Source organism: Agromyces sp. NPDC056523, assembly GCF_042794545.1.
In the GTDB taxonomy this organism is placed as follows: domain Bacteria; phylum Actinomycetota; class Actinomycetes; order Actinomycetales; family Microbacteriaceae; genus Agromyces.
This window is the reverse complement of record NZ_JBHTTM010000001.1, coordinates 1,371,820-1,387,134: the sequence shown is the minus strand read 5'-3', so window position 1 is coordinate 1,387,134 and position 15,315 is coordinate 1,371,820. Positions and strand designations below refer to the sequence as shown.

17 protein-coding genes are annotated in these 15,315 nt (G+C 72.6%); 8 read left to right on the top strand and 9 right to left on the bottom strand.

Annotated elements, in window-relative coordinates:
- Positions 1 to 390 precede the first annotated feature (390 nt).
- From ACFQ58_RS06810 to ACFQ58_RS06800, 3 genes are all read right to left on the bottom strand, one after another.
- Positions 391 to 888, bottom strand: a complete 498-nt coding sequence (locus tag ACFQ58_RS06810) for an HNH endonuclease (protein ID WP_376950289.1) — start codon at positions 886 to 888, stop codon at positions 391 to 393.
- Between the two features lie 339 nt (positions 889 to 1,227).
- A complete protein-coding gene (locus ACFQ58_RS06805; RefSeq protein ID WP_376950288.1) occupies positions 1,228 to 2,061 on the bottom strand; it encodes a C40 family peptidase in 834 nt (277 codons plus the stop codon).
- Between the two features lie 198 nt (positions 2,062 to 2,259).
- On the bottom strand, positions 2,260 to 2,952 hold the full coding sequence (locus ACFQ58_RS06800) for a metal-dependent transcriptional regulator (protein ID WP_376950287.1): 693 nt from the start codon (positions 2,950 to 2,952) through the stop codon (positions 2,260 to 2,262).
- 159 nt (positions 2,953 to 3,111) lie between these two features.
- On the opposite strand from ACFQ58_RS06800, the gene serC reads away from it, so the two are divergent.
- Positions 3,112 to 4,227 carry a phosphoserine transaminase gene (gene serC, locus ACFQ58_RS06795; protein WP_376950286.1) on the top strand — a complete coding sequence of 372 codons (1,116 nt, stop codon included), beginning with the start codon at positions 3,112 to 3,114 and terminating at the stop codon, positions 4,225 to 4,227.
- Between the two features lie 10 nt (positions 4,228 to 4,237).
- A complete protein-coding gene (locus ACFQ58_RS06790; protein WP_376950285.1) occupies positions 4,238 to 4,492 on the top strand; it encodes a DUF2530 domain-containing protein in 255 nt (84 codons plus the stop codon).
- A 13-nt stretch (positions 4,493 to 4,505) separates the two neighbouring features.
- Here the strand turns inward: ACFQ58_RS06790 and ACFQ58_RS06785 are convergent, their stop codons facing one another.
- Both ACFQ58_RS06785 and ACFQ58_RS06780 read right to left on the bottom strand, forming a co-directional pair.
- Positions 4,506 to 5,180, bottom strand: coding sequence for a DUF3027 domain-containing protein (locus ACFQ58_RS06785; RefSeq protein WP_376950284.1), 675 nt, complete (start codon positions 5,178 to 5,180; stop codon positions 4,506 to 4,508).
- Positions 5,173 to 5,553, bottom strand: a complete 381-nt coding sequence (locus ACFQ58_RS06780) for a cold-shock protein (RefSeq protein WP_376950283.1) — start codon at positions 5,551 to 5,553, stop codon at positions 5,173 to 5,175. Before ACFQ58_RS06780 ends, ACFQ58_RS06785 begins: the two co-directional genes overlap by 8 nt.
- A 109-nt stretch (positions 5,554 to 5,662) precedes the next feature.
- Between ACFQ58_RS06780 and ACFQ58_RS06775 the strand changes: the two genes are divergently transcribed.
- From ACFQ58_RS06775 to ACFQ58_RS06760, 4 genes are all read left to right on the top strand, one after another.
- The gene (locus ACFQ58_RS06775; protein ID WP_376950282.1) at positions 5,663 to 5,938 is read left to right on the top strand and encodes a hypothetical protein; all 276 of its coding nucleotides are present in this window, start codon (positions 5,663 to 5,665) and stop codon (positions 5,936 to 5,938) included.
- 5 nt (positions 5,939 to 5,943) lie between these two features.
- Complete coding sequence (locus tag ACFQ58_RS06770; protein WP_376950281.1) at positions 5,944 to 7,809, top strand: helicase-associated domain-containing protein; 1,866 nt, start codon at positions 5,944 to 5,946, stop codon at positions 7,807 to 7,809.
- 64 nt (positions 7,810 to 7,873) lie between these two features.
- Entirely contained in the window at positions 7,874 to 9,514 is a 1,641-nt protein-coding gene (locus ACFQ58_RS06765) for a DNA repair helicase XPB (RefSeq protein WP_376950280.1), read from the top strand.
- A 94-nt stretch (positions 9,515 to 9,608) separates the two neighbouring features.
- Positions 9,609 to 10,229 (top strand): dihydrofolate reductase family protein, encoded by a 621-nt coding sequence (locus tag ACFQ58_RS06760; RefSeq protein WP_376950279.1) that lies wholly within the window; start codon positions 9,609 to 9,611, stop codon positions 10,227 to 10,229.
- Here the strand turns inward: ACFQ58_RS06760 and ACFQ58_RS06755 are convergent.
- Genes ACFQ58_RS06755 through folE form a run of 4 tightly spaced genes read right to left on the bottom strand, consistent with a single transcriptional unit; the run spans position 10,214 to position 13,788 of the window.
- Positions 10,214 to 10,945, bottom strand: coding sequence for a pyrimidine reductase family protein (locus ACFQ58_RS06755; protein WP_376950278.1), 732 nt, complete (start codon positions 10,943 to 10,945; stop codon positions 10,214 to 10,216). The genes ACFQ58_RS06760 and ACFQ58_RS06755 overlap by 16 nt on opposite strands.
- Positions 10,942 to 11,838, bottom strand: a complete 897-nt coding sequence (gene folP / locus ACFQ58_RS06750; protein WP_376950277.1) for a dihydropteroate synthase — start codon at positions 11,836 to 11,838, stop codon at positions 10,942 to 10,944. Before folP ends, ACFQ58_RS06755 begins: the two co-directional genes overlap by 4 nt.
- Positions 11,835 to 13,082, bottom strand: a complete 1,248-nt coding sequence (locus ACFQ58_RS06745) for an NAD(P)/FAD-dependent oxidoreductase (RefSeq protein WP_376950276.1) — start codon at positions 13,080 to 13,082, stop codon at positions 11,835 to 11,837. Before ACFQ58_RS06745 ends, folP begins: the two co-directional genes overlap by 4 nt.
- A gap of 43 nt (positions 13,083 to 13,125) precedes the next feature.
- Positions 13,126 to 13,788: a GTP cyclohydrolase I FolE gene (gene folE, locus ACFQ58_RS06740; protein ID WP_376950275.1), complete on the bottom strand. Its 663-nt coding sequence runs from the start codon at positions 13,786 to 13,788 to the stop codon at positions 13,126 to 13,128.
- 86 nt (positions 13,789 to 13,874) lie between these two features.
- On the opposite strand from folE, the gene ACFQ58_RS06735 reads away from it, so the two are divergent.
- Positions 13,875 to 14,546 (top strand): helix-turn-helix transcriptional regulator, encoded by a 672-nt coding sequence (locus ACFQ58_RS06735; protein ID WP_376950273.1) that lies wholly within the window; start codon positions 13,875 to 13,877, stop codon positions 14,544 to 14,546.
- A gap of 59 nt (positions 14,547 to 14,605) precedes the next feature.
- Positions 14,606 to 15,298 carry a response regulator transcription factor gene (locus ACFQ58_RS06730; RefSeq protein ID WP_376950272.1) on the top strand — a complete coding sequence of 231 codons (693 nt, stop codon included), beginning with the start codon at positions 14,606 to 14,608 and terminating at the stop codon, positions 15,296 to 15,298.
- The last annotated feature ends 17 nt before the right edge of the window (positions 15,299 to 15,315 follow it).

Sequence of the window (15,315 nt, the reverse complement as noted above, 5' to 3'; positions counted from 1 at the left end):
GATACGCGGGCGGCTCGGGGGCGCGGTACTGGACCGGGCGCCCGTCTCCGTCGGATGGCCGCGGCGAACGCGGGCGGGCGGGCGGCTCGGACTGCGACGCACGTCGGGCCGGAGGTTCCGCGAAGCGCGGATCGACGGGCGGTTCGGCGGCACGCCGCGGTCGCAGGCTCGGTGGGCGGCCGTACGTGTCGTCACCGTTCAAGGGTCGTGAACCTCCGGGGCCTGCGCGCGGCCTGGGGAACCGGGACGCAGGTTGCTGCGGTCGTGGAGCTTCAGGGGCGCTCCGGACTCGTACCACCCTAGGGCACGCCTCGACGCGTTGTCACCGGCTGCGTTCCGGCGCGTCGCGCACCGGGCCGGTCGACGACCGGAGACGTCCGCCGACCCCGCTCAGGCCGCCCGCTCGAGGAAGTCGCTCCACTGCGGCAGCGGTCGCTCGACGCCGCGCACCACCCAGCCACGTCCGTTCGGCATGCGCGGCGTGATGCGGAGGTCCCACCCCATCTCGGCGGGCGTGTGGTCGCCCTTGGCGTTGTTGCACCGGAGGCAGCACGCGACGAGGTTCTCCCACGTGTCGCGTCCGCCGCGCGAGCGTGGCAGCACGTGGTCGATCGTCGCCGCGGACTTGCCGCAGTACGCGCAGCGGTGCTCGTCGCGTCGCAGCACGCCGCGGCGGCTGACGGGCACCCGGTGCACGCGCGGCGTGCGCACGTACCTCGTGAGGAGGATGACGCTCGGTCGCACCCACTCGCCGTTCGTGCCGTGGACCGGATTGCCCTCGTCGTGCAGGATCACGGTCGCCTTCTCGTTCATGACGAGGAGGAGCGCCCGCTTGAAGGAGACGACGGCCAGGGGCTCATATCCGGCGTTCAGCACGAGGGTGCGCATGGGGTGCCTTTCGATCGGTGCTGGATGGCTTCCAGCCGCGTGAAGGGATCGACGACACGTGCACCGACGGGGTGAGGCCACGGCCCCGGAGACGCGAAACGGGCACCGTCGTGAAGACAGTGCCCGTCGGCATCCCGGCGCAGTCGCGACTCGGCTGACTGCTGCGCCGCTGGTCGTAGAGCGCGCGCGCACCCGCGGAATGGGTGCTGCTACGCGGACCGACCATCGGACTTCCCCTACCCGGTATTCGGATCGTCAGGAGACAAGGGTACGACACGAATGGCGCGCCGGGTTCCCCCGGCGCGCCATTCAGGACACGCTTCATGCGGTGTTCACACGTCAGATGCGCACGATCCAGTAGTCGCTGGTCCAGATCGGCTGGGTGCGCACGACCGTGCCCTCGTAGGGCGCGTGGAGGATCTGGCCGTTGCCCGCGTAGAAGCCGATGTGGCCCGGCATGACCACGAGGTCGCCGGGGACGGCCTGGTCGATCGAGATCTGCGTGCCCGCGGCGCCCTGCGCCGACGACGAGTGGGGCAGGCTGATGCCGAACTGCGCGTACACGTACATGACGAGGCCCGAGCAGTCGAAGCCGGCAGGCGTAGCGCCGCCGTAGACGTAGGGCACGCCGAGGTACTGCTGGGCGACGGCGAAGACGCTCGCCGGATCGGCCGACCCGTAGACGGCGGCCGGAGCCGAGTACTCGGCGGCCGACGCGGCGTACGAGGTCATCGCCGCGGCGGCGGCCTGACGTGCGGCCTCGGCCTCGGCGGCGGCTCGCGCGGCCTCGATCTCCTCGGCCGTCGTCGCGGCGTAGACATCCTCGGAGACCGGCGCCGCGATGACGTCCTCGGCGACCTGGACGTCCTGCGCCTGGGCCTGGGTCAGCTGGGTCTGCGCGGTCGTGCCGAACTGGATGCCGTCCGTGCCGGGGGCGAAGGCGTAGGCCGGGATGGCGAGCGTGCCGACGAGGCCGGCGGCGACCGTCATCACGATGACGTTCTTCGTGCCGCCGCGACGCAGCCGGCGTCCGAGCGAGTCGCGACGGGCCGGCGACGCGGCATCAGCCGGCTTCGCGGGCGCGGATGGCGCCTCGCGTCGGACGAGTGCGGTTCGGGTGTTGGGCTGGGGGGCGATCGGTGCGCCGGAACGGCGCCGGGGGAATCGAGCCAAAACGTGTCCTCCGCCCCACGACGCCGGAGCGTCGTCCCACCGGTTGCACCCTCGGGCGCGTCACGGGTATCGGGGCCGAGCGGTGGGCGCCGGAGGCGTCTCGACCCTGTTCCGTCGGCTGGCTGGTTCGCCGGCGGACTCGAACGACAATAGGCGAAACTCGGTCGATTGTCACATTTCGATCACGGAGCGGCGGAATCAGTCGCCGATGAACAGGTGCCCGGCGATCTCCGAGGGAAGTTCGAGCACGTCGGCGCGCCCCTCGACCTCGACGTGCACCGTGCGCCCCTCTCGGCGGAACGACGCTGCCGCGCCCGGGAGCAGCCCGGCGCCCTTGAACCGCGCCAGCAGCTCGGGATCGAACTGGGCGGGCTCGGCCAGCCGGCGGATGACGCCGCTCGCCTCACCATCGCCCTCGTCGAGCGCCGTGAGCACGTTGCGGACGCCCTGCATGAAGGGCGCCGCCGGCGCGACGCCGAGCTCGTCGAGCCCGGGGATCGGATTGCCGTACGGCGAGTGGGTCGGATTGCCGAGGATCTCGACGAGGCGACGCTCGACCTGCTCGCTCATCACGTGTTCCCAGCGGCAGGCCTCATCGTGCACGTACTCCCAGTCGAGCCCGATCACGTCGGCCAGCAGGCGCTCGGCCAGTCGGTGCTTGCGCATGACGTGCACGGCCTTGCTGCGCCCGGCGGGCGTGAGCTCGAGGTGACGGTCGCCCGAGACGACGACGAGCCCGTCGCGCTCCATGCGCGCGACGGTCTGCGACACGGTCGGACCAGAGTGCCCGATCCGCTCCGAGATGCGAGCGCGCAGCGGGACGATATCCTCCTCCTCGAGGTCGAGGATCGTGCGCAGGTACATCTCGGTCGTGTCGATCAGATCCGTCAAGTCACTCCTCCTCGCGCGTCGGACGCGTCCACCGCACAACTCTACTGTCCCCCGACGACGCCCGACCGGGCGGCGTGATCACCCGGCTCGACGCGGCGACGGGTCCGCGACGCGTCATCCGCCGCCACGGCGAACGAGGCGAGTCGTAGGATCGGACGCATGCCTGAGCTCGTCATCCCCTCGTCGCTCCTGCCCGCCGACGGTCGGTTCGGTTGCGGCCCCTCCAAGGTGCGGCCCGAGCAGGTCGCGCACCTCGCGGAGGTCGGTCCGGGCATCCTCGGCACCTCGCACCGGCAGGCGCCGGTCAAGCAGCTCCTGGGCCGGGTCCGCCGCGGGATCGCCGACCTCTACGCCCTGCCCGACGGGTACGAGGTGGTGCTCGGCAACGGCGGTTCGACCGCGTTCTGGGATGCCGCGGCGTTCGGCCTCATCGAGCGGCGCGCGCAACTCGCCTCGTTCGGCGAGTTCGGCGCGAAGTTCGCGAAGGCCGCGGCGGCACCATGGCTCGTCGCTCCCGACGTCCGCGCGGCCGAGCCGGGCTCACGCGCCGATGCCGAACCGCTCGAGGGCGTCGACGTGTACGGGTGGCCGCAGAACGAGACCTCCACGGGCGTCCAGGCGCCGGTGCGCCGCGTGCGCGGCGACGACGGCGCCCTCACCGTGATCGACGCGACGAGCGCGGCCGGCGGCATCTTCGCCGACCCCGGGGAGTTCGACGTGCTCTACTTCGCGCCCCAGAAGAACTTCGCCTCCGACGGCGGGATCTGGTTCGCCGTCATGTCGCCGGCGGCGATCGAGCGCATCGAGCGCGTCGCGGCATCCGGACGCTACATCCCCGAGTTCCTCTCGCTGAAGAACGCGGTCGACAACTCGCGTCTCGACCAGACGCTCAACACGCCGGCACTGGCGACGCTGCTCCTGCTCGAGAACCAGCTCGAGTGGATGAACGCCTCGGGCGGCCTGGCCTGGGCCGATGCGCGCACGCGCGAGTCCTCCGGCCTCCTCTACGACTGGGCCCGCGCGAGCGACGTCGCCACCCCGTTCGTCCCCGACCCGACGCACCGGTCGCAGGTGGTCGTCACGATCGACTTCGACGAGTCGACGGATGCCGCGGGGCTGGCGCGGACGCTCCGGGCCAACGGCATCGTCGACACCGAGCCGTACCGCAAGCTCGGACGCAACCAGCTCCGCGTGGCGACGTTCACGGCGATCGAGCCCGACGACGTCCGGGCGCTCATCGCGTCGCTCGACTGGGTGCTCGCGCAGTCCCGATAGGGTGTCGGCCATGCGGCTGTGGCTCTCGGAGTCGGAGCGGCGTCCCGACCCGGCGCCGGCCCGCACCGATGCGCGCAAGGCACTGCTGGCCGGGACCGCCGCCTGGATCGTCGCGCTGCTCGCGTCGATCGCGCTGCGGGCGCCGCTGGAGGATGCCGGGTTCGGCTGGTTCACGACCGCTGCGGCGATCGGCGTCGTGCTCGGGCTGATCGGCCTCGCCGTCGTGCAGCTCCGCCGCCGCCGGCACCGCGACCTCGGGAGCTGAGCCGCGGGCGGGGCTACTCCTCGCCGTCGTCGTGCGAGTCGTCCTCGTCGTCCGAGTCGTCCTCGTCGTCCGAGTCGTCCTCGTCGTCCGAGTCGTCGTCGTCCTCGTCGTCCGAGTCGTCCTCGTCCTCGTCGTCGTCATCCTCATCGCCGTCGTCGAGCGCGTCGATGTCGATCCCGTCGAACACGTCGGCGTCGTCGCCGAACTCCTCGACGCCCTCATCGGCGTCGTCGTCGGCGTCCGCCTCGTCGACGAGCTCGCCGTCCGCCTCCAGGTCGGCGTCGTCGGATCCCGGCTCCTCGCCGGACTCCGCCGCCTCGGCAGCGGCCGCGGCCTGGGCGGCGCGGTAGTCGGCGAGCCGCTCCGACCACGGCACCCATTCCGGCGCCAGCAGCGCTCGACCGCCGGGCAGCAGCTCGGTCTCGAGCACCGTCGGCTCCTCGCCCTCGACGCGTGCGAGCGTCACGCTCCAGTGCCATCCGGGATACCCGGCGAGGTCGGACGCGAAGTGCAGCGAGAGCACGTGCTCGCCGTCGACCACGTGGCCGATCACCGAGCCGACCGTCTCGGGCGCGGTCACCTCGAGGAGTGCGCGCTGCGCGAGCGCGATCGAGCCGAGCAGCACCTCATCGGCGGGCGGCGGCGTCGTCGACGTCGCGGCCTCGACAGGCTCCTCGGGCTCAGGCATCCAGCTCGTCCGCCACCTTGCGCAGCAGCGCGGCGATCTTGCGGCTGTGCGCGTTGTCGGGGTACCGGCCGCGCTTGAGGTTGGCGCCGATGCCGTCGAGCACCTTCACGAGGTCCTCGACGATGATCGCCATGTCGTCGGCGGGCTTGCGGTGCATGCGCTGCATGCTCGGCGGCGCGTCGAGCACGCGCACCGAGAGCGCCTGCGCACCGCGCTTGCCCTCGGCGACGCCGAACTCCAGCCGGGTGCCCGCGCGCACGGTCGCGCCGGCGGGGAGCGCGGAGGCGTGGAGGAAGACCTCCTGGCCGTCATCACTGCTGATGAAGCCGAACCCCTTGTCCTCGTCGTAGAACTTGACCTTGCCGGTGGGCATCGTTGGAACTCCCGCTCTCGTCGTCGGCGTCGCCGGCTTGCGCGGTCGACGTCCCGTCAAGTCTATGGTCCGGCACCCGCGGGGACGGCCCGCTGGCTATTCTGGACGGGTGAGCAGCCAACCACCGGTCTCCGACCACCGCACGGAACGGGTCCTCGCCTACATGGTCGCGGCCACCGTGGGGCTCTCGATCCTCTCGTTCCTGGCCGTCATGATCGCGACCTTCGCCGGCGTCGGCGCGAACGACGGGTTCAGCCAGGGGATCTGGCCCGTCATCCTCGTGCTCCCCCTGATCGGGCTGCCGATCGGCTTCGTCCTCCTCATCGTCCTGCTCATCGTCAACGGCGTGCGGCGCACGCGGGAGTCCCGGCAGGGCTCCGCCTGACGGCCATGCTGGTGCTCGCCGCGAGGCTCCGCGCACTGCCGCGTGAGAGGCTCGCCGCCGCACTGGCGGCGCGCGACTTCGACCACGCCGGCGTCCGCGACCTCTTCGACCTGGCCGAGGCGCTCACCGCGGCCGAGTCGCTCGACCACGCGATCGACCGGCTCGAGCGGCCGACGCTCGCCACGCTCGCGGCGGCCCACGCGACGGCCGACGACGTCGGCTGGACCCAGGCCGACGCCATCGGGGCCGAACTGGCGCGGCTCGGCGCCGCCGAGTCCGTCGTGACCGCCTCGTCGGACGCCCTCGTCCGGCTGGACGGCCGGTTCCTCGTGGTCAGGGACGGCGTCCGCGTGCACGTGCCGGCCGAGGTGCACACCCGCCTCACCGCGCGCCTCGGCGTCGACCTGCCCGACGCCGAGGCGCTGGCAGCGCCCGCGCCACCCGTCGCCGTCGCCGTCGACCGCGCCGACCACGGCCTCCTCGAGCGCCGCGCCTCCGAGGCGGCGTACGCCACGGTCGCCGCGACGGCCGAGCTGCTCGCCGGGTTCGCCGCGCAGCCGGCGCGCGAGCTCGCGAAGGGCGGACTCGCGCTGCCCGATGCCAAGCGACTCGCCGAGGCCACGGGCGTCGAGCTCACGGCATTGCCCCGGCTCGTGCGACGCGCCGTCGAGGCCGGCCTGGTGGTGCGCGAGGGGCCGGTCTGGCTCGAGTCCGACGCGGGCGCGCAATGGGTGCTCCAGGGCACGGCTGCCAGGTGGACGCGTCTCGCGGACGCCTGGCGCGAGCGCATCCCGTCGGCCCTCCGCGACCTCGTCGTGCGCCGCAGCGACGCGATCAGCTCGAACTCGATCCGCGACGACGTGGCGTGGTACTACCCGGGTGGCGGCGCGTGGCTGCGCGACGGGCTCGACCGGCTCCTCGAGGATGCCGAGGCCCTGGGCCTCGCGGTGGGCGGCGAACCGGTCGACACGACGGCGCTGGTCCTGGCCGGCGACGTGCCGGGCGCGGCCGAGCGCCTCGCACGCCACTTCCCGAAGCAGGTCGACAAGGTCTACGTGCAGCACGACCTCACGATCGTCTCCCCCGGGCCGCTCGAACCGGCGCTCGACGCGCGCCTGCGCCAGTTCGCCGAGGTCGAGGGCCGCGACCTCGCGTCGAGCTACCGCGTGACCGCGTCATCCGTGAACCGCGCCCTGGCCGCCGGCGAGTCGGCGGATTCCATCCGATCGTTCCTCGCGTCGGTCTCGCTGACCGGCATCCCGCAGCCGCTCGAGTACCTCCTGGCCGAGTCGGCCGCCCGGTTCGGCAGCGTCCGGGTGAGTGCGGCCGATGCGTCCGACGCGCCCGCGAGGTCTTCGGTCCGCAGCGACGACGACCAGCTCATCGGCACGCTGGCGGTCGACCAGAGCCTCTCCTCGCTCGGGCTCCGGCAGGCCGGGCCCCACCGCCTGCTCTCGCGCTTCCCGCCCGACGTGGTCTTCTGGGGGCTCAGCGACGCGCGGTACCCGGTCGCCGCCGAGGATGCGGAGGGACGCATCATCCGCCTGCGCCGGCAGCATGTCGCGCACGTGCCCGCCGCAGCCCCCAGAGTCGACCCGATCGAGGCCATGCTCGACCGCCTCGACGAGTCCGACGCCGACGGCGGCACCGAGCTGGCGTGGCTGGCCCGCCAGCTCGAGGCGGCGGCCCGGGCGAAGGAGACGCTGACGGTCACGGTGCGCATGCCCGGCGGCGACACCGCCGACTACCTGCTCGCGCCCGCCAGCGTGGCCAACGGACGACTGCGCGCCCGCGACCGCAAGGCCGACATCGAGCGCACGCTGCCGATCTCGGCCATCGCGGCGGTCGCGCCGGCGCCCGCCGGTAGCTGATCCGGCAGCGGCCAGCCGGGCGCATCGGGCGACCTCGGAGGAAGCGGGCCTAGACTGGTCCGCTATGTCAGACGGCCCCCTGATCGTCCAGAGCGACCGAACGGTGCTCCTCGAGGTCGCGCACCCGCTCGCCGAGGATGCGCGGCACGACCTCGCCATCTTCGCCGAGCTCGAACGCGCGCCCGAGCACATCCACACCTACCGCATCACGCGGCTGGGCCTCTGGAACGCCCGGGCGGCGGGCCACACCGCCGAGGACATGCTCGGCACCCTCGAGCAGTACGCGAAGTTCCCCGTGCCGCAGACCGTCTCCGTCGACATGCGCGAGACGGTGGCACGGTACGGCAGGCTGGTGGTCGACCGCACCGACGACGGCGCGCTCCGCCTCCGCAGCGACGACATGGCGGTGCTCACCGAGGTCGCGGGCGCGAAGCGCATCTCGCCGCTGCTCACCGAACGCCTCGACGAGACCAGCTTCCTCGTTGAGGCGTGGGCCCGTGGGCAGCTCAAGCAGGAGCTCGTCAAGCTCGGCTGGCCCGCCGAGGACCTGGCCGGCTACACGCCCGGCACGCCGCACGAGATCGACCTGCAGGAGAACGGATGGCACCTGCGCGACTACCAGCAGAAGGCCGTCGACAACTTCTTCGACGGCGGGTCCGGGGTCGTGGTGCTCCCCTGCGGCGCCGGCAAGACGCTGGTCGGCGCGGGCGCGATGGCCACCGCGAAGACGACGACGCTCATCCTCGTGACGAACACGGTCTCGGCGCGGCAGTGGCGCGACGAGCTGCTCAAGCGCACGAGCCTCACGGCCGAGGAGATCGGCGAGTACTCGGGCCAGTCGAAGGAGATCAAGCCGGTCACCATCGCGACCTACCAGATCCTCACCGCGAAGCGGAAGGGCGAGTACGCTCACCTCGCGCTGCTCGACGCACTCGACTGGGGCCTCGTGGTCTACGACGAGGTGCACCTGCTTCCCGCCCCCGTGTTCAAGCTCACGGCCGAGCTGCAGGCTCGGCGCCGCCTCGGCCTCACCGCCACGCTCGTGCGTGAGGACGGCCGCGAGGGTGACGTGTTCTCCCTGATCGGCCCCAAGCGATTCGACGCCCCGTGGAAGGAGATCGAGGCGCAGGGCTTCATCTCCCCCGCCGCCTGCTACGAGGTGCGCATCGACCTGCCGCAGTCCGAGCGGCTCGCGTACGCGGCGTCCGCCGACGACGAGCGCTACCGGCTGGCCGCGACGGCACCGGCCAAGCTCGACGTCGTCCGGCAGCTCGTCGCCCGGCACGCGGGCGAGCGGATCCTCGTGATCGGCCAGTACCTCGACCAGATCGACGAGCTCGCCGACGAGCTCGGCGCGCCCAAGCTGACCGGCGCGACGCCGGTCGACGAGCGCGAGCGGCTCTACCAGGAGTTCCGCGACGGGCGGACACCGGTCCTGGTGGTGTCGAAGGTCGCGAACTTCTCGGTCGACCTGCCCGAGGCCACCGTCGCCATCCAGGTGTCGGGCTCGTTCGGGTCGCGCCAGGAGGAGGCGCAGCGCCTCGGGCGGCTGCTGCGGCCGAAGGAGTCGGGGCTCTCGGCCAACTTCTACACGCTCGTCGCGCGCGATACCGTCGACCAGGATTTCGCGCAGAACCGGCAGCGGTTCCTCGCCGAGCAGGGCTACTCGTACACGATCCTCGACGCGCACGCGCTCGCGGCCTGAGCTCGGCCTCGCGCCCGGCCCCTGGCGGACGTCGGTGGGCCTCGCTACGGTGCGAGCTGAGGGCGCGGATGCCGCGTCCGGGGAGGAGCCCGGCATGCCACTCGTCACGTGCGACATCTCCGTCTCGATGGACGGATTCTCGGCGGGCGTCCGCCAGAGCCTCGATCAGCCGCTCGGCGACATCGACGAGACGTGGCTCCACTCCTGGATGTTCGAGCGGACGGATGAGAACCAGGCCGAGGTCGACGCGATCGTCGACGCCGGCGCGTTCATCATGGGTCGCAACATGTTCGGGCCCGATCGCGGCGAGTGGGACCTCGACTGGCGCGGATGGTGGGGCGACGATCCGCCATACCACGGGCCCGTGTTCGTGCTCGCGCATCGCGAGCGCGACGACGTCCCGATGGCTGGTGGCACGACGTTCCACTTCGTGACGAACGGAATCCACGCCGCGCTCGAGCGTGCGCGCGCCGCGGCCGGCGACCGCAACGTCTCGATCGCCGGCGGCGCCTCGACGGTCAATCAGTTTCTCGCCGACGGGCTCATCGACGAGCTGCGCGTGCACGTCACGCCGGCGGTCCTCGGCGCGGGCGAGCGGCTGTTCGACGGCCTGCCGCCGATGCGGTTCGAGCAGGTCTCGTCGCGCGGCGCGTCGACCGTGACCCACGTCGTCTACCGCCCCGTCCGCGAGGCGGTCGATCAGGCGCGCGCGTAGCGCAGGAACAGCATCCGCTCGCCCTGGATCGCGTGCACGAGGCGCAGGCGGTGCTCCGCCTCGTGCGACGAGGTCGCGATGCGCGACGCTCCGCCGGCGACCAGCATCGGACTCAGCGTCACGCAGGCCTCGTCGACGAGGTCGGCTTCGGACAGGGCGCCGAACAGACCCGGACCGCCCTCGGAGAGCACCGAGCGCAGGCCGCGCGCCGCCAGCTCGGCCAGCGCCGCGCCCAGGTCGACGCGGTCGGTGCCTGCCACGATCACGTCGGCGACGTCGGCGAGCGCCTCGAGTCGCCCGCGCGGCGCCCGGGCGCTCGTGACGAGGATCGGCCGGCGCACGGCCTCGGCGAAGAACGGATGGCTCGGCCCGAGCTCGAGCCGAGACGACACGACCGCGAACCGGGGCTGCGCGTCCCGGCCGCGCGACGCCCGCCACGCGGCATCCGCCTCGTGCACGGCCGCCCCGCCGTACCCCTCGGCCGCGACCGTGCCGGATCCGACGAGCACGACGTCGGCGTGCGAGCGCAGGACCGACATGAGTCGCTGGTCCTGCGCATCGCCCAGCGTGCCGCTGCGCCCGCGGAGGGTGGCCGCGCCGTCGAGGCTCGAGACCATGTTCACGCGGCAGAACGCGGCATCCGCCCGACCGCCGGCGTCGACCACGTCGGCGGCGTACGCGGCGTGCATCCGGTCGGCGTCGAACGGCGCGCTCATGCGTCGCCCCGTTGCGGCATGTTGTGCTCGAGGAACTCGGGCTCGCGCCATCCCTCGATCGCCTCGACCATGCGCACGGCGTCGAGCGTCTCGCGCACGTTGTGGACGCGCAGGATGCGCGCGCCCTTGCCGATGCAGTAGACCGCCGCCGCGAGCGAGCCGGCGACGCGGTCGCGTCGGTCGCGGCGGCCGAGGCTCTCGCCGATGAAGTCCTTGTTCGACAGCGCCACGAGCAGCGGCGGGCCCACCGCCGCGATCTCGTCGAGCCTGCGCGTGAGCTCGAGCGAGTGCCGCGTGTTCTTGTTGAGGTCGTGTCCGGGGTCGATGACGAGTCGCTCGTCGGGCACGCCGTGCGCGCGGGCGAGGTCGAGCCGCTCGCGGAGGAAGCCGGCGACCTCGTCCACCACGTCGCGGTACGCCGGATTCGGGAAGGCGGTGCGGGGCTCGGCGAGGCTGTGCGTCACCACGAGCGTCGCGTCGCTCGCCGCCACGACGTCGGCCATGGCCGGATCGTGGATGCCGGTGGTGTCGTTGATCACGTGCGCGCCGGCCTCGATGGCTCGCCGGGCGACCTCGGGATGGAACGTGTCGACCGACACGACCGCGCCCGATCCGGCGAGCGCAGCGACCACGGGGACCACGCGCTGGGCCTCCTCGTCGACGGGAATCGGCGGGCCGGGCGCGAACTTGGCACCGCCGATGTCGACCCAGTCGGCGCCGGCCGCGATCGCCGCGCGGGCGGCCTCGACCGCCGCGTCGAGCGCGAAGGTCTCGCCGCGGTCGTAGAACGAGTCGGGTGTGCGGTTGACGATGGCCATCACGGCGACCTGCCGCGAGAAGTCGAAGGTGCGCGGGCCGATCCGGCGTGGCGCGTGCGACGGGGCGGAGCTCATCCGGCGACGCCGGCGAGCGCCTCGAGCGGCACCGCGGGGTCGGCCAGGCGCGTCGGGTCGACGACGGCGCGCGAGCGGATCAGCTGCTGGACCGTGTCGTTCACGTCCCAGACGTTCACGTTCATGCCGGCCACGACGCGGTCGTCGTTCAGCCAGAACGCGACGAACCTCCGCCCCTCGCGGTCGCCCCGGAAGATCGGCGCGACGCCGGACGCGAGCGGCCCGTAGCCCGAGTACTCCATGCCGAGATCGTACTGGTCGGTGTAGAAGTACGGGATCTCGTCGTACTCGATCGGCTCGCCGGCGAGCGAACGTCCGGCGGCCTTGCCGGCGTGCTCGGCGTTGGCCCAGTGCTCGGTGCGCAGGTGGGTGCCGAGGAACGGCAGGTACACGCTCGCGACGTCGCCGACGGCGAGCACGTCGGGGTCGCTCGTGCGGAACGCGGCATCCGTGACGACGCCCCCATCGACGTCGAGTCCGGCCGCCTCGGCGAGCTCGGTCCGCGGGATGGCGCCGATGCCGACCACCACGAGGTCGGCCTCGACGACGTCGCCGCCCTCGAGCTCGAGGCCCGTCGCCCGGCCGCCCTCGCCGACGATGCGCGCGACGCTCGTCGACATGCGGAGGTCCACTCCGTGCTCGCGGTGCAGGGACGCGAAGACGGCCCCGGCGTCGTCGCCGATCGCGCCGTTGAGCGGCACCGACTCCAGCCCGATGACGGTCACGTCGTTGCCGTAGCCGCGCGCGGCCGCGGCGACCTCGAGCCCGATCCATCCGGCCCCGATGATCGCGACGCGGCGCCCGCCCGGCTCGAGGGCCGCGCGCAGGGCGATCGAGTCGTCGACCGTGCGCAGGAGACGCACGCCGTCGAGGTCGCCGCCCGGGCCGCCGAACGGCCGCGGCGAGGCGCCGGTCGCGAGCAGCGCGCGCTCGTACGAGAGCTCCGTGCCGTCGTCGAGCGTGATCAGGTGGGCGCCGGGATCGAGCCGCTCCGCCCGGCGGCCGAGTCGCAGTTCGACCCGATGCTCGTCGTACCAGGCGCGCTTGTGCACGTCGATCGCGTCGCGATCGTCCTTGCCGGCCAGGAACTCCTTCGACAGCGGCGGACGGATGTACGGCGGCACGGCCTCCGCGCCGACGAGCACGAGCGGGCCGTCGTACCCCGCCTTGCGCGCGCCCTCGGCCGCCCGCGCACCGGCGAGCCCGCCTCCGATGATGACCAGCGACCGCTCCGACTCCGTCATGGCACCCACCCCTTCTCGTCAGGCTCGTCCGTCGGGCGCGACCTCAGGCCGCGCTGCCCGCGCCGCCCACGCCGCAGCGCGCGAGGAAGTCGCGGCGGGTCCGCGCGTCGTCGCGGACCATGCCGCTGTACGCGCTGGTCACCGTCCGCGTGCCGCGCGCCTGCACGCCCCGCAGCGACATGCACAGGTGCTCGGCCTCGATCACGACGCCGACGCCGCGCGGGCCGAGTTCGTCGTCGAGCCAGCGCACCACCTGGCGGGTGAGCCGCTCCTGCACCTGGAGGTCGCGGGCGAAGTACTCGACGACCCGGGCGAGCTTCGACAGCCCGACCAGCCGATCGCCGGGAACGTAGCCGACGTGCGCGACCCCGCTGAACGGCAGCAGGTGGTGCTCGCACAGCGAGTCGAACGGGATGCCGGCCACCACGACGAGGTCGTCGTAGTCCTCGTCGTTGGTGAAGCTGGTGGGCGCGAAGGGGCGCGGGGTGAGCATCTCCGCGAATGCGTCCGCGACGCGGCGGGGCGTGTCCGCGAGGTGCGGCGAGCGGATGTCGCGGCCGAGCGCCTCGAGCAGGTCGGCGACCGCGGCGGCCGCGCGCTCGCGGTCGATGGGCGGCCGAGGGTCGGTCGCGGCGCCGCCGGGCGCCTCGACGGCATGGAGCCGCGGCCACTCCGCGCCGGTCTCGACGAGATCGATCGAGGTCATCGCATGCACCCTTTCCCTTGTGCCCGACGCTAGGCGTGTGGCACTCTTTTGTCAAGGGTCATTGATTTTAGAGAAACGAGGACCCCATGACGTCCACCGCAGGCGACTTCGAGCGCCGCGTGAGCGCGGTCTCGGCCCTCGCCGACCCGCTGCGCCGGCGCGTCTACGACCTCGTCGCCCGAAGCCCGGAGCCGCTGGGCCGCGACGCCGTCGCGGCCCAGCTCGAGGTGCCGCGCAGCACCGCCGCCTTCCACCTCACCCGCCTCGCCGCCGAGGGCCTCCTCGACGTCGAGACCCGCAGGCTGGGCGCGCGAACCGGTCCGGGCCAGGGCCGGCCCGCGAAGCTGTACCGGCGCGCGACCGACGATGTCTCCGTCGAGCTTCCCCAGCGGCACTACGAGCTCGCCGGGCGCATCATGGTCGAGGCCATCGCGGCCGCCGACTCGCACCCGGCGCGAGATGCCGTCGTCACGGCACTCCGTGCCGCGGCGGCGAGCGAGGGAGCACGCCTGGCCGAGGCATCCGCCGATCTCGACGACGCGCTCGAACGCGCGGGCATGGAACCGACCGTCGAGGGCGACGACGTCGTGCTGGGCGTCTGCCCGTTCCACGCGCTCGCGCAGGACAACCCCGACGTCGTCTGCGTGCTCAACCACTCGCTCGTCTGCGGCATGGCGTCGGGCGTCGGCGACGACCCCGCCCGCGTGCACCTGGACCCCGGGGCAGGGCACTGCTGCATCCGGATCAGCGACGGCTGACCCACCGGCCCAACGAATTCCCAGCCCGGTTCCAGCCAACGCGCAGCAGAATCGTGGGTATGAGCGACGGACCCCGCATCCTGATCGTCGATGACGAGCCGAACATCCGCGACCTCCTCACCACGAGCCTGCGATTCGCAGGTTTCGCGGTGCGCGCGGTGGCCAACGGCGCGCAGACCATCTCGGCGGTGCTCGAGGAGGAACCCGACCTCATCATCCTCGACGTGATGCTGCCCGACATGAACGGCTTCGGCGTCACCAAGCGCCTCCGTTCGGCGGGCTACACGGCGCCGATCCTCTTCCTCACCGCGAAGGACGACACCGAGGACAAGATCACGGGCCTCACGGTCGGCGGCGACGACTACGTCACCAAGCCGTTCAGCCTCGACGAGATCGTCGCGCGCATCCGCGCCATCCTGCGCCGCACGATGCACGCCGAAGAGGACGCGGTCATCCGCACCGGCGAGCTCACGATGGACCAGGACACGCACGAGGTGCTGGTCGGCGACATCCCCGTCGAGCTGTCGCCCACCGAGTTCAAGCTGCTGCGCTACCTCATGCTGAACCCCAACCGCGTGCTGTCGAAGGCGCAGATCCTCGACCACGTCTGGGAGTACGACTTCAACGGCGACGCCGGCATCGTCGAGAGCTACATCTCCTACCTCCGGCGCAAGCTCGACCAGCACTCCTCCGAGCCGCTCATCCAGACCAAGCGCGGCTTCGGCTACATGCTCAAGTCGTCGAAGTCGTAGCACAGGCCCGGTACAGG